Source organism: Salipaludibacillus sp. HK11 (genome assembly GCF_047795645.1).
GTDB lineage: Bacteria > Bacillota > Bacilli > Bacillales > Salisediminibacteriaceae > Salipaludibacillus.
The window spans coordinates 1,759,354-1,773,326 of sequence record NZ_CP181045.1 but is presented as its reverse complement, the minus strand read 5'-3'; the positions used below and the strand labels follow the sequence as shown (position 1 = coordinate 1,773,326).

Sequence of the window (13,973 nt, the reverse complement as noted above, 5' to 3'; positions counted from 1 at the left end):
AATTGGAACGAACTTGGATTGGGGGATCGAAAATGTTGGAATTTGAAATGGATATGGAACAATTAGCAACAATAAAAGTAATCGGTGTAGGGGGTGGCGGTAGCAACGCAGTCAACCGTATGATCGAAAACGGGTTACAGGGTGTTGATTTTATAGCAGTTAATACAGACGCTCAAGCGCTTCATCTTTCAAAAGCAGATCACAAGCTTCAATTAGGTGGAAAATTAACTCGTGGATTAGGTGCGGGTGCGAATCCTGATATAGGTAAAAAAGCTGCTGAGGAAAGTCGTGATCAATTAGAAGAACTTTTATCTGGTGCTGATATGGTCTTCATTACAGCTGGAATGGGTGGAGGTACTGGTACAGGTGCTGCTCCTGTTATCGCTGAAATTGCAAAGGAAGCTGGCGCGTTAACTGTAGGTGTTGTTACTCGTCCGTTCACTTTTGAAGGGCGTAAGCGTATGTTGCAAGCGACGAATGGTATTGATGCACTAAAAGAAAAAGTGGACACTCTCATTGTCATTCCAAATGATAGACTGTTGGAAATAGTTGATAAAAACACGCCAATGCTTGAAGCGTTTAGAGAAGCGGATAATGTTTTACGACAAGGGGTTCAAGGTATATCTGATTTAATCGCTGTTCCTGGATTAATAAACCTAGACTTTGCTGATGTGAAAACGATAATGAGTGAAAAAGGTTCTGCTCTCATGGGTATTGGTGTAGCTACAGGTGAAAGTAGAGCTGCTGAAGCAGCGAAAAAAGCGATTTCGTCACCTCTACTTGAAACAAGTGTAGACGGTGCACAGGGTGTTCTTATGAACATTACTGGTGGAACAAATTTGAGTTTATTTGAAGTTCATGAGGCTGCTGAAATTGTCTCATCAGCATCAGATAGCGAAGTGAATATGATTTTCGGTTCTGTCATCAATGAAAATTTAAAAGATGAAATTGTTGTCACGGTGATCGCTACCGGCTTTGATGAGCAACAAAATGAGAAGCCAGTGAGTCCGCGAGCTTCGTCTGGGAAACAGCGACCAAGTCAACCTGCTACTTCTCATTCAAGAAATGAAACTGCGGCATCTCAGGAGTCTCAGAAACCACCAGCAAGCCAACCTTCTTCTGAAGAAGAAATGGATACGTTGGATATCCCTACATTTCTAAGAAATCGAAGAAATCGATAAATTGTTTATCGCAAATATAAGGTATCAGGGCAAACCTACTTAGGTTAGCTCTGGTACCTTTTTTGTCGTGATGGCAAAATTTATTGCGAATAGGAAATTACCTGTGTGCTATGAAGGCGTGACGCGCATTTTAGGGGAATGAAAGTAGGAATTAGACAATTAAGGAAGTGCTTTAGATTTTGACACAGGTCGGATAAAGCTACTTTTTATTTTCGTTCTGCCCTCTTAATTGCGAGGGATGTGGAAAGAAGGATTACAAGCGAAAGCATCTTGTGACTTATGTGAGTTCATTTTGGAAAAGAAGGTCACAAGAGCAGAAGGGGCACAACTGCAACAAAAGAAAATAAACTGCAGAAGATGCTTGTAGCTCCAAATTACGTATCTTCAAATAAGTGATGAACGTCCGAATCCCCATCTAACAGTATTCAAAGGAGTTCATGACAAAATCATCTAAAAAAAACTAAAATAAGTATGTTTAGTGTGTCAAATAGTGACAGACTTAGTTGTTTTAGTGAGATATACTTATCCTTAAATTCGAGGGTGGACGGTGGCAGTAATGACGATTTATCTGGACATTATTTGGTTACTAAATTTTTGTGTAGATTTGTTATTGCTTATGCTTACCTCTTTTGTTTTAAAGAAAAGAACGACCAAACTAAGATTTTTTTTAGGGGCATTGTTTGCTTCAATGTATATTGTATTTTTATTTTATCCGCAAGTAGCATTTATGACTCACCCGATAATGAAGGGAATCTATTCTGTTTTTATTCTCTTAATTACATTTCGTTTTCAACAATTTCGCTCATTTGTCCAAGCCTTACTTATGTTTTATTTTGTTAATTTTGCAGTTGGAGGGGGGCTTATAGGACTTCACTTTTTCCTACAAGTTGATCATTCATTTATTCAAGGTACTTTCGCAACAAGGGGAAACCAATTTGGTAGTCCAATAAGTTGGTTGTTTGTGATTGTAGGATTCCCTTTCATGTTCTTCTATGCAAAAAAGAGATTTGATTCCGTTGAGGCAGTGACAATCCGCTATGAAGAAACAATGGACGTTAGTATTCAAATAGATGATCAGGTTTATGATCTTAAAGGTTTTGTTGATAGTGGAAATCAGTTGACGGACCCATTCTCCAAAAAACCAGTCATGATTATAGATATGACAAAAGTATCAAACGAATTTCCTAAGGAATTATTTCTACTTTCTATGGCGAAACCGAATGACTTTCAGCAAATACCAGAAAAATTCGCAGGGAAAATCTCTCTTGTCCCCTATCGAACGATTGGAAGTAACCAACAATTTATATGGACTGTTAGACCCGATAAAGTCACTGTTTATGAAGGTGAGAATGCCTTTGACTGCTCCAAGACGTTAGTTGGATTAAGTAATAAATCTCTTGGAGAGAACGGTGAGTATGATTGTTTGCTTCATCCCACTATGATGCAAAAAAGAAAACAGGCCTGATCATTCAAAATGATTCCAAGACTATCAAACCACTCAAGGAGGAGATTTAATGAAAAAGAATATGATCCGTATCAAATTATTGTGGTATCGATTACTTGCGAAATTTGGATTGAAGTCCAATGAAGTTTATTACATAGGTGGAAGTGAAGCACTACCGCCCCCATTATCAAAAGATGAGGAAGCTTATTTACTAGGAAAACTTCCCGACGGTGATGAATCTGTTCGAGCTATATTAATTGAACGAAACTTGCGTCTTGTTGTTTATATTGCACGTAAATTTGAGAACACAGGAATTAATATTGAAGATTTAATAAGTATTGGAACAATCGGCCTAATCAAAGCTGTAAATACGTTTAACCCTGAAAAAAAGATAAAACTTGCCACATACGCGTCAAGATGCATTGAAAATGAAATTTTAATGTATTTAAGAAGAAATAATAAATTAAGATCAGAAGTGTCTTTTGATGAACCGCTTAATATTGATTGGGATGGAAATGAACTTTTATTATCTGATGTTTTAGGTACAGAGGAAGATATTATTACAAAAGGAATGGAAGAAAAAGTAGATAGAAAATTACTGGTTAAAGCTCTACTTTCTTTAAATGACCGTGAAAAACAGATTATGGAACTTCGATTCGGACTCGCTGGAGAGGAAGAAAAAACACAAAAGGATGTAGCAGACATGCTTGGGATTTCACAATCTTATATATCAAGGTTAGAAAAGAGGATCATCAAACGTCTGCAAAAAGAATTTAATAAAATGATATAGCGTGAACGATTCTCCCGCTTAGGTTTAAGCAGTAATCTTTATTTTTCGAATAAGCTAGTCTGCATAAATTTCCCTCCTGAGGAGATACTGATTCTGTAACTATCTCCTGATGGGAGGGAATCCATTGTCACGAAATAAAGTGGAAATTTGCGGTGTAGATACGTCCAAACTACCTGTGTTAAAAAACAAAGAAATGCGTATTCTCTTTAAAAAAATGCAAGAAGAAGATGATCCTGATGCGAGAGAAGAACTCGTTAACGGAAATCTACGTTTAGTGTTGAGTGTTATCCAACGTTTTAATAATAGGGGAGAATATGTTGACGACCTTTTTCAAGTTGGGTGTATTGGGTTGATGAAATCAATTGATAATTTTGATCTTGGACAGAATGTAAAATTTTCTACCTATGCGGTGCCTATGATTATTGGGGAAATTAGGCGGTATTTACGAGACAACAACCCTATTCGAGTTTCGAGATCGTTGCGTGATATTGCTTATAAGGCACTTCAAGTTCGAGACAACCTCATGAGTGAAAAGAAAAGGGAAGGAGAGCCAACTGTTCAAGAAATTGCGAAAGTGCTAGGAGTTCCCAAAGAAGAAGTAGTTTTTGCTTTGGATGCGATACAAGATCCAGTCTCATTATTTGAACCGATTTATAACGATGGTGGGGACCCGATCTATGTGATGGATCAAATAAGTGATGACAAACTGAAAGATTCTAATTGGATTGAAGAAATTGCTTTGAAAGAAGCGATGATTCGTTTAAATGAAAGGGAAAAAACAATTTTAGATATGCGTTTCTTCCAAGGAAAAACACAAATGGAAGTTGCCGATGAAATTGGAATATCTCAAGCACAAGTTTCTCGTTTAGAGAAAGCAGCAATTAATCAAATGAATAAGCACGCTGGCGAATAACCTGGGAAATACCAGGTTATTTTTTTAGTACTTTAAGAATGTCTACTTTCGTTAAAGGATTAAAATATTAGATAAAATAAGCCTTTCGCCATGAAGAACTTGGCGACAAGCCAAGTTTTTCTAATGTGTTGACCAGATTAGGTATACTTATGTCTCTCTTTTCAAGACACTCAACGTGTATCTTCCTCCCGGAGTGTCCATAACTCATGCATAAATAGAAATTGTAATAAGGCAATCATCGTCTAACTTTAGATTATATCTAATCCGTATGAAGCATAAGATTAATGAAGGACAGGGATAAGAAAGGGGATTAGAAAATGTTAAATATGTCAGAGCTTCAGTCGAAAGATATCGTAAATTTAGCTGACGGCACATTGCTAGGTCATCTTACTGATATTGATATCAATTTGGAAAAAGGTCGCGTAGAAGCAATTATTATTGGTGGAGGAAGAATGAAAAGTTTGTTTCAGAGGGATGAAGAGACGATTGTTCCTTGGAAAAACATTGTAAAAATAGGGTCGGATGTTATTCTTGTGCGTTTAGAAAGAAGAGGGGCTTCAGAACATTTAGGTAAAGAATAATGCCCCAAAATATAAAGTCCATGAACAACAACAAAATGACAAAAACTATCTTTTTCCAAACAATTTCGAGATCCTTAATGGAAACCATTGCTTGATTGAACAAATTTCTTTATACTTTAAGAGAGTTTATTATATGATAATCATAAAATAATTCGAATGATAGGTTATTTATCACATTAGAAGAACTAGAACACAGTGACAAAAAGAGTAAATCATTTATGGGGTGTTGTTTAGCCCCATGTGACTTTCCGCTTGGAGGATTTCACTCGACTAACTTCAGCTTCAAAGTCCCTTATCAAAGCGCATGTGCTTTTTATATCCGTCACGAAAGGAGTTTGTCGATTGTCAGTTAAACAGAATGTTAAAAATGTACAAGCATCTATTAGTGAAGCTTGTCAACGATCAAATAGGAATCCAGAAGATATAAAAATTATTGCTGTGACGAAATATGTGTCGATTGAAACGGCGAATGAAGCAGTAATCGCTGGTATTAAACATCTTGGTGAAAACCGTATTGAAGAAGGTTTAGATAAATGGAATGCGATAGGTGATAACGTAGGGTGGCATTTTATCGGAAACTTGCAATCAAAGAAAGTAAAAAAGATGATCCATGCATTTGATTATATTCATTCACTCGATCGTCTTTCTTTAGCGAAAGAAATTGATCATCGCATGCGTGAAGGTCGTAAAATGAAATGTTTTGTTCAAGTGAATGTGACTGGAGAAGAATCCAAATCAGGAATTGCTCCTAATGAAGTTACCTCCTTTATTGAGGAATTAAAAAAATTCGATTCGATTGAAGTCGTTGGATTGATGACGATGGCACCTTATGTAGAAGATACGGAAAGTCTCCGTCCAGCTTTTAAAAAACTACGTCAGTTGAAAGAAGAAGTAAAAGAAAAGAAGTGGCTACACGCTCCTTGTCAAGAATTGTCCATGGGAATGTCTAATGATTATGAAATAGCAATTGAAGAAGGGGCCACATTTATTCGGGTCGGATCATCACTTGTAGGAAAAGAAAACTAAAAGGTGAGGTGAAATCATGACCTTAAAAAGAAAATTTCAACGTTTTTTTGAACTTGATGATGAATATAATGAGAATGAGGAAGAAGTGGACGAAGAGTTTAAAGAAACAGACTTCCATACTCCAGAAAGTAAACAAAGAAAAGACAAAGGAAATATAGTTAGTTTAAGTAGTGTCCAGAGCCAGGCTAAGGTGATTCTTCTTGAACCACACAGTTATGACGAAGTACAAGAAATAGCAGACCAATTGAAAAATCGTAAGGCTGTCGTAATTAATTTACAGCGAATTTCAAGAGATCAAGCAAAAAGAATTGTGGATTTTCTAAGCGGAACAGTATACGCTATTGGTGGGGATATTCAAAAGCTTGGTAATTGCATTTTTCTCTGTACACCTGATAATGTAGATGTAACAGGATCGATTTCAGAAATGTTTCAAGAATCATAGAAGTAAGGGAAGGTGATAAAAGTGGCAGTTGTTGCAGAGATTATTTTAACAGGCATGCGCCTTTATTGGTTTGTTTGTATTATATATATTTTTATGTCGTGGATCCCAAATTCTAGAGAGTCAGCCTTTGGTCAAACGATAAGTAAAATAGTTGAACCATTTTTTGCTCCTTTCAGACAAATTATTCCACCATTAGGAATGATTGATCTTTCACCACTTGTTGCAATATTTTCGCTTCGTTTTGCGATGGATGGAGTAAGATACTTATTCTCTCTTATTATTTAAAGTAGGAAGTGTTTTTAATGTCTATTTACGAGCATTATCGTAAAGATGAGCATGCTTTTGTTGATCAAGTTGTCGATTGGAAATCTTTAGTTGAACTAGAATATCGATCGAAGATAACAGATTTTTTAGATCCAAGGCAACAAAAAATGCTACTATCATTAATTGGAAACTCTGATGAAGTTAATGTAAGTTTTTGGGGTGGCCATGAGAGTGCTGAAAGAAAGAGAGCACTTCTTTATCCTGATTATTTAACCCCTAAAAAAGATGACTTTCAAGTTTGTGCATTTGAATTACATTATCCTAGCAAATTTGTTACGATCGAACATCCGCAAATTCTTGGTTCCTTGATGAGCATAGGAATGAAGCGTGATAAGTTTGGTGACATTCTTTCCAAGGAAGGAAGGTTCCAAATTATTATGTCACAAGAAGTAGCTGATTATATACTCGTCAACTTTCAATCAGTAGGAAAGGCTAAAATCGAATTAGAACCGATACCTGATGATCAAGTGATCGAGCAAGTTAAGATGTTAGAAGAATCATTTGTTACAGTGTCTTCGATGCGATTGGATACAGTTATTTCAGAGGCGTTTCGTATTTCAAGATCTAAAGTGAAACCGCAAATAGTAAGTGAAAGTGTAAAAGTCAATTGGAAAGTTGTTGTTGATCCCTCGTATCAATTAGAAGAGGGAGATGTCCTTTCAATGAAAGGACAAGGTAGATGTGAATTAATGGAAAAAAATGGTGAAACGAAAAAAGGGAAACAAAGACTTGTTCTAGGATTTCCTAAATAAGTTTGTTTTTAAAAGGGTTCTTGCTTGGTTATGTCGAAATATGATACATACTAACTAACATTCGGAGGTGTTTTTCATATGCCATTAACTCCCTTAGATATTCATAACAAGGAGTTTACAAGAGGATTTCGAGGCTATGATGAGGACGAAGTCAATGAATTTTTAGATCAAATTATTAAAGATTACGAAATGGTTATGCGTGAAAAGAAGGAACTATATGATCGTGTTCAAGAATTGGAAGACAAATTGACTCATTTTTCTAACATTGAAATGACGTTGAACAAATCAATCCTCGTTGCTCAAGAAACAGCCGAGGGTGTTACGAGAAATGCCGATAAAGAGGCGAAATTGATTATTAAAGAGTCAGAAAAAAATTCCGATCGAATTATCAATGAAGCTCTTGGTAAGTCAAGAAAAGTCGCACTTGAGATAGAAGAATTGAAGAAAGAGGCATCTGTTTATCGGACACGCTTTAGAATGTTATTAGAAGCGCAATTAGAAATGTTAAACACAGATGATTGGGATGATTTAAGTCAGACTGCTACTGAAAAAGATGAAGAAGAGTCATATGAAAACATATAAACATTCTTGACGAAGAAAATGAATGTATCTTATACTGTAAATGATATGATTAAGGTTAGAAATTCTTTGCTAAGATTTTAATAAATAGCGTTGAAAGGGCTAGTAAAAATAGAATGGTGACTAAAGCGAATCGGTGACGGTGTGAGACCGATGTCTATCTATTTTGAATATCCCCCTGGAGCTGCATACTGAACAAAAAGAGTAGTCTTTTTTAGTAAATTATGCCGGTTCATGACCGATATGTCATGCTGAGTGAGTTATTGTTTTTATTATGAAGACAATACTTATAAGGGTGGTAACGCGGGTTTTCCTTCTCGTCCCTATGTGGATGAGGAGGTTTTTTTGTTTAGCTAATTGGTGATTTTTTAAGAATCAGCAAAGGTGCTTAACAGAGTCTAGGTTTATAAGTGTTATGTCATGGTAAGCTTTCATGAATAGTACCGCATAAATGAAGTATAGAAATCAGGAGGAATAACGATGGAATATAAAGAGACATTATTGATGCCAAAAACAGAATTTCCGATGAGGGGAAACCTTCCGAATCGGGAGCCAGAAATGCAGATGAATTGGAATGAAATGGGAATTTATGAAAAAGTACAAGAACGAACAAAAGGCAGACCGTTATTTGTATTACACGACGGTCCTCCATATGCAAATGGTGATATTCACATGGGTCATGCGTTAAATAAGGTTTTAAAGGACTTTATTGTTCGCTATAAATCAATGAGCGGTTTCCATGCACCTTACGTACCAGGTTGGGATACACATGGTCTTCCAATCGAAACAGCTTTGACGAAAAAAGGGAAAGTAGACCGTAAAAAATTATCGATTGCAGAATTCCGTAAAAAGTGTGAGGAATATGCTTTGGTACAGATCGATAGCCAACGTGAACAATTTAAACGACTAGGAGTACGAGGAGATTGGGAAAATCCATATGTGACTTTGACCCATGAATATGAAGCGCAACAGATTAAAGTTTTTGGGGATATGGCAAAGAAGGGGTACATTTATAAAGGAAAAAAACCTGTTTATTGGTCCCCATCTTCCGAGTCTGCTTTGGCTGAAGCGGAGATTGAATATCATGATACACGCTCTCCATCGATTTATGTTGCATTCGATGTGATGGACGGAAAAGGTGTCTTATCAGGAGATGAGAAGTTTGTCATCTGGACGACAACACCATGGACGATTCCAGCAAACCTTGCGATCGCTTTGCATCCAGAATTAACTTATGCAGTTGTAAAGGTGAATGGTAGTAAATTAGTCGTAGCAAAAGATCTGATTGAGACGTTAGAAAAAGAACTGGAATGGGAAACGAATGAGATTGTTGATACGTTCAAAGGGGCAGAGTTAGAAAATATTAAAGCGAAGCACCCTTTATATGAGAGAGAATCTCTCGTTATCCTTGGAGATCATGTCACAACAGAGGCTGGTACAGGTTGTGTGCACACAGCACCTGGACACGGGGAAGATGACTATATTGTTGGACAACATTACGGGTTAGATGTTTTATGTCCAGTCAATGATAAAGGTGTTTTTACAGACGAAGCGCCGATGTTTGAAGGTTTATTTTACGATGCTGCTAATAAGCCAATTTCTGAAAAATTGGAAGAAGTAGGAGCATTATTGAAATTGAATTTCTTCACACATTCATATCCACATGATTGGCGTACGAAGAAACCTGTCATTTTTCGTGCTACAGCTCAATGGTTTGCATCAATTAAAGATTTCAGAGAACAGTTACTAGAAGAAGTTCAAGCAGTGGAGTGGTTACCTAAGTGGGGCGAAACGAGGCTGTTTAATATGGTTCGAGACCGTGGAGACTGGTGTATTTCTCGCCAACGTGCATGGGGCGTTCCGATCCCAGTTTTTTATGGGGAAGATGAACAGCCGATTATCAATGATGAGACGATCACACATGTTTCTGACTTGTTCCGGCAACATGGTTCAAATATTTGGTTTGAGTGGGATACGAAAGACTTACTCCCAGAAGGGTTTACTTCTGAGCAGAGTCCGAACGGAACATTCACAAAAGAAACAGATATCATGGATGTATGGTTTGATTCAGGCTCTTCTCACCAAGCAGTTTTAGAAGAGAGAGACGATCTCGTTCGACCGGCAGATGTTTATCTTGAAGGTTCTGACCAATATCGTGGTTGGTTTAATTCATCTTTATCTACTGCAGTCGCAGTGACGGGAAAAGCGCCTTTTAAATCGGTTATTAGTCATGGATTTGCGTTAGATGGTAAAGGGAAGAAGATGAGCAAATCGATCGGAAACGTAGTTGTTCCGAATAAAGTCATGAAACAACTAGGAGCTGATATCTTACGCTTGTGGGTTGCTTCTGCAGACTATCAAGCTGACGTAAGAGTCTCAGACGATATTTTGAAACAAGTTGCAGAAGTGTACCGTAAGATTCGCAACACATTTCGTTTTCTTCTTGGGAATTTACACGACTTTGATCCAAAGGTAAATGCTGTTCCGTTTGAAAACCTTTCACAAGTCGATAAATATATGATGGTGAAGTTAAATGATTTAGTTCGCGATGTCAAAAAAGGATACGAAGAGTATCAATTTGCTGCAGTTTATAACAAAGTTCACAACTTTTGTACGATCGAGCTAAGTTCATTTTATATGGATATTGCCAAGGATACTCTCTATATTAAGCATGCGGACGATCTTGGTCGTCGTCGTATTCAAACCGTTATGTATGAAACAATTTCTGTTCTTGTAAAGCTTCTTTCACCAATTCTTTCTCATACTGCAGATGAAGTGTGGAAACACATTCCAGCGGTTAAGGAAAATAGCGTTCAATTAACGGATATGCCTGAAGTGCAATCGTACGAAGGTGTATCAGAGCTTTGTGATAAGTGGGACCGTTTCATGGTGTTACGAGATGACGTATTAAAGGCGTTAGAAGATGCGAGAAATGAGCAGGGGATCAAGAAAACTCTTCATGCTCACGTTAACGTTTATGCGAATGGAAAAGATCGAGAGCTTTTAGAATCAATTGATGATTTGAATAAACTTTTCATTACTTCTGGAGCGACAATCGTTGGCAATCGTGCTGATGCTTCGACGGAAGCGAAAGCCTACGATAACTTATCCGTTGCAATTATGCGTGCTGAGGGTGAGACGTGTGAACGTTGTTGGATCGTTTCGACTGAACTAGGAACAAATGCTGACCATCCTGGGTTGTGCCTAGATTGTACTGATACGATCGTGAATCATTACGAATAGTAATAAAGGAAGAGTGCCTTCTAAAAAATAGGAGGCACCCTTTTTTAATTGATTTTTAGTTTTTGGTATCATCGTCATAAGGAGAGCCAGTGAACACATTGCGAATTATGTCGAAATATGTTATGTGTCGGAAGCATTGATTTTTATGTACGAATTGGCAGTCTATATGTAGCAATTTAACGTTTATCTGTAAGGGTTCGGACCGTTAGAAGGATGAGAATGGGAAAACGATCCGAATAAGAGAAGGATTCGGACCGTTAGAACGATGAGAATGAGAAAACGGTCCGAATAAGAGAAGGATTCGGACCGTTAGAAGGTAGAGATTGAGAAAACGATCCGAATAAGAGAAGGATTCGAACCGTTAGAAGGATGAGAATGGGAAAACGGTCCGAATAAGAGAAGGATTCGGACCGTTAGAAGGTAGAGATTGAGAAAACGATCCGAATAAGAGAAGGGTTCGAACCGCTAGAAGGTAGAGAATGAGAAAACGGTCCGAATAAGAGAAGGATTCGGACCGTTAGAAGGATGAGAATGAGAAAACGATCCGAATAAGAGAAGGATTCGGACCGTTAGAAGGTAGAGAATGAGAAAACGGTCCGAATAAGAGAAGGATTCGGACCGTTAGAAGGATGAGAATGAGAAAACGGTCCGAATAAGAGAAGGATTCGGACCGTTAGAAGGATGAGAATGAGAAAACGGTCCGAATAAGAGAAGGATTCGGACCGTTAGAAGGATGAGAATGAGAAAACGGTCCGAATAAGAGAAGGATTCGGACCGTTAGAAGGATGAGAATGGGAAAACGATCCGAATAAGAGAAGGATTCGGACCGTTAGAAGGTAGAGATTGAGAAAACGATCCGAATAAGAGAAGGATTCGGACCGCTAGAAGGATGAGAATGAGAAAACGGTCCGAATAAGAGAAGGATTCGGACCGTTAGAAGGATGAGAATGGGAAAACGGTCCGAATAAGAGAAGGATTCGAACCGTTAGAAGGATGAGATTGAGAAAACGATCCGAATAAGAGAAGGGTTCGAACCGCTAGAAGGTAGAGAATGAGAAAACGGTCCGAATAAGAGAAGGATTCGGACCGTTAGAGGAATAGAACCGAAAAAAAACTAGCTACGAAAACAATTTTATAAAGACTTATCATGAACACTAAACAACATTTATTATAAAATAAAATACATCTAAAGTACTTTGTACTACATATTTCAATTGTCTGATGACTGTGGCTGTGCTAAAATGCATAGGGTACATATAAACAGTTTGAATGGAGGAGATTGTCTTTGGTATACTATCTCATTGCTCTAGGAGTAATTATTTTAGACCAACTTACAAAATGGCTGGTCGTTCAATATATGGAAATCCGCGAAAGCATTCCACTAATAGAAAATGTCCTTTACTTAACGTCACATCGTAACGCTGGCGCTGCTTTTGGAATATTGCAAGGTCAGTTATGGTTGTTTTTTATTGCTACCGTAGGTGTCGTAGTTGGTGTGTCATATTATATTCAGAAACACACAAAAGGGGAACGATGGTTCGGTATTTCATTAGGTCTTGTTTTAGGTGGAGCAATTGGTAACTTTATTGACCGTGTTTTAGAAGGTGCCGTAGTGGACTTTATTGATGTATATATCTTTTCTTACAATTTCCCGATTTTTAATGTAGCTGATTCGGCACTCGTTGTTGGGGTTATAATGTTAATGATTCACGTGTTTAAAGAAGAAAAAAAGCAAAAGCAGAGGAAGTCATAAAATGAACACACATACATTTATATCAGAAGAAGAAGCGATTCGTATTGATAAATGGATCGCTGAGCAAAATCCTAATTGGTCGAGAAGTCATGTGCAATACTGGATTCAGGATGGACATGTCAAAGTAAATGGAAAACGAATCAAAAGTAATTATAAAGTTAAAGTTGATGATGAAGTTGTCATTGAAGAACCTGATGTTGAAGAGTTGGAAGTGGAAGCGGAAGACTTGGACTTGGATATAATATTTGAGGATTCTGATGTCATTGTTGTTAACAAACGGAGAGGTATGGTTGTTCACCCTGCACCTGGGCATCCGTCAGGAACCCTCGTTAATGGATTAATGGCTCATTGCGATGATTTATCAGGGATTAATGGGATTGTACGTCCGGGAATCGTACACCGTATAGACAAAGATACGTCAGGGCTGCTTATGGTCGCAAAAAATGACCTGGCTCATGTATCACTTGTTGACCAATTGAAAAATAAAACTACAAAACGACGTTATGAAGCATTAGTAATAGGTGTGATTCCGCACGATAAAGGAACAATTGATGCTCCAATCGGACGTGATCCGGAAGATCGGCAAAAGATGACGGTCACAGAACATCATTCTAGAGACGCTGTGACACATTTTCAGGTAGTCGAACGGTTTGACAATCACACACATGTTGCTTGTGAATTAGAAACAGGAAGAACGCATCAAATTAGAGCACATATGAAGTATATTGGTTTTCCAATTGTTGGAGACCCAAAATATGGTCCAAGGAAAAAAAATAAGTTTCCGATCGTAGGTCAAGTGTTACATGCCGAGCTTTTAGGGTTCTTTCATCCACGAACAAACGAAGAAATGATATTTCGAGCCCCGGTACCAGAAGATTTCAAAGCTTGTTTAAAAGAAGTGAAAAAGATATAGCTATTGACAGAAACAAGGTAGCATGAAATAAT

At 37.6% G+C, this 13,973-nt stretch carries 13 protein-coding genes and 1 other annotated feature; all 13 genes read left to right on the top strand.

The window, feature by feature from the left end:
• The first annotated feature begins 32 nt into the window (after positions 1-32).
• The 13 genes from ftsZ (at position 33) to ACM26V_RS08675 (ending at position 13,941) form a co-directional block, all read left to right on the top strand.
• Positions 33-1,181 (top strand): cell division protein FtsZ, encoded by a 1,149-nt coding sequence (gene ftsZ / locus ACM26V_RS08735; RefSeq protein WP_416151035.1) that lies wholly within the window; start codon positions 33-35, stop codon positions 1,179-1,181.
• A gap of 556 nt (positions 1,182-1,737) precedes the next feature.
• Positions 1,738-2,646 carry a sigma-E processing peptidase SpoIIGA gene (spoIIGA, locus tag ACM26V_RS08730; RefSeq protein WP_416151830.1) on the top strand — a complete coding sequence of 303 codons (909 nt, stop codon included), beginning with the start codon at positions 1,738-1,740 and terminating at the stop codon, positions 2,644-2,646.
• Between the two features lie 49 nt (positions 2,647-2,695).
• Complete coding sequence (sigE, locus tag ACM26V_RS08725; RefSeq protein ID WP_416151034.1) at positions 2,696-3,415, top strand: RNA polymerase sporulation sigma factor SigE; 720 nt, start codon at positions 2,696-2,698, stop codon at positions 3,413-3,415.
• A gap of 124 nt (positions 3,416-3,539) precedes the next feature.
• Positions 3,540-4,328 carry an RNA polymerase sporulation sigma factor SigG gene (sigG, locus tag ACM26V_RS08720; protein WP_416151033.1) on the top strand — a complete coding sequence of 263 codons (789 nt, stop codon included), beginning with the start codon at positions 3,540-3,542 and terminating at the stop codon, positions 4,326-4,328.
• Positions 4,329-4,645: 317 nt separating this feature from the next.
• Positions 4,646-4,909 (top strand): YlmC/YmxH family sporulation protein, encoded by a 264-nt coding sequence (locus ACM26V_RS08715; RefSeq protein WP_416151032.1) that lies wholly within the window; start codon positions 4,646-4,648, stop codon positions 4,907-4,909.
• 342 nt (positions 4,910-5,251) lie between these two features.
• On the top strand, positions 5,252-5,935 hold the full coding sequence (locus tag ACM26V_RS08710; RefSeq protein ID WP_416151031.1) for a YggS family pyridoxal phosphate-dependent enzyme: 684 nt from the start codon (positions 5,252-5,254) through the stop codon (positions 5,933-5,935).
• Between the two features lie 16 nt (positions 5,936-5,951).
• Positions 5,952-6,377, top strand: a complete 426-nt coding sequence (locus tag ACM26V_RS08705) for a cell division protein SepF (RefSeq protein WP_416151030.1) — start codon at positions 5,952-5,954, stop codon at positions 6,375-6,377.
• Between the two features lie 21 nt (positions 6,378-6,398).
• Positions 6,399-6,662, top strand: a complete 264-nt coding sequence (locus ACM26V_RS08700) for a YggT family protein (protein WP_416151029.1) — start codon at positions 6,399-6,401, stop codon at positions 6,660-6,662.
• A 17-nt stretch (positions 6,663-6,679) separates the two neighbouring features.
• On the top strand, positions 6,680-7,453 hold the full coding sequence (locus ACM26V_RS08695) for an RNA-binding protein (RefSeq protein WP_416151028.1): 774 nt from the start codon (positions 6,680-6,682) through the stop codon (positions 7,451-7,453).
• 78 nt (positions 7,454-7,531) lie between these two features.
• Positions 7,532-8,035 carry a DivIVA domain-containing protein gene (locus ACM26V_RS08690; protein ID WP_416151027.1) on the top strand — a complete coding sequence of 168 codons (504 nt, stop codon included), beginning with the start codon at positions 7,532-7,534 and terminating at the stop codon, positions 8,033-8,035.
• 81 nt (positions 8,036-8,116) lie between these two features.
• Positions 8,117-8,360: a binding site (T-box leader), on the top strand.
• A 152-nt stretch (positions 8,361-8,512) separates the two neighbouring features.
• A complete protein-coding gene (gene ileS / locus ACM26V_RS08685) occupies positions 8,513-11,275 on the top strand; it encodes an isoleucine--tRNA ligase (protein ID WP_416151026.1) in 2,763 nt (920 codons plus the stop codon).
• A 1,285-nt stretch (positions 11,276-12,560) separates the two neighbouring features.
• The gene (gene lspA, locus ACM26V_RS08680) at positions 12,561-13,028 is read left to right on the top strand and encodes a signal peptidase II (RefSeq protein WP_416151025.1); all 468 of its coding nucleotides are present in this window, start codon (positions 12,561-12,563) and stop codon (positions 13,026-13,028) included.
• A gap of 1 nt (position 13,029) precedes the next feature.
• On the top strand, positions 13,030-13,941 hold the full coding sequence (locus ACM26V_RS08675; RefSeq protein WP_416151024.1) for an RluA family pseudouridine synthase: 912 nt from the start codon (positions 13,030-13,032) through the stop codon (positions 13,939-13,941).
• Positions 13,942-13,973 lie beyond the last annotated feature (32 nt).

Bases quoted from the DNA above. Each gene is read 5' to 3' on its own strand.
- ACM26V_RS08705 (WP_416151030.1), top strand. From the start codon at position 5,952: ATGACCTTAAAAAGAAAATTTCAACGTTTTTTTGAACTTGATGATGAA.
- ACM26V_RS08715 (WP_416151032.1), top strand. From the start codon at position 4,646: ATGTTAAATATGTCAGAGCTTCAGTCGAAAGATATCGTAAATTTAGCT.
- ACM26V_RS08690 (WP_416151027.1), top strand. From the start codon at position 7,532: ATGCCATTAACTCCCTTAGATATTCATAACAAGGAGTTTACAAGAGGA.
- sigE (WP_416151034.1), top strand. From the start codon at position 2,696: ATGAAAAAGAATATGATCCGTATCAAATTATTGTGGTATCGATTACTT.
- ACM26V_RS08675 (WP_416151024.1), top strand. From the start codon at position 13,030: ATGAACACACATACATTTATATCAGAAGAAGAAGCGATTCGTATTGAT.
- ACM26V_RS08695 (WP_416151028.1), top strand. From the start codon at position 6,680: ATGTCTATTTACGAGCATTATCGTAAAGATGAGCATGCTTTTGTTGAT.
- spoIIGA (WP_416151830.1), top strand. From the start codon at position 1,738: ATGACGATTTATCTGGACATTATTTGGTTACTAAATTTTTGTGTAGAT.
- ftsZ (WP_416151035.1), top strand. From the start codon at position 33: ATGTTGGAATTTGAAATGGATATGGAACAATTAGCAACAATAAAAGTA.
- ileS (WP_416151026.1), top strand. From the start codon at position 8,513: ATGGAATATAAAGAGACATTATTGATGCCAAAAACAGAATTTCCGATG.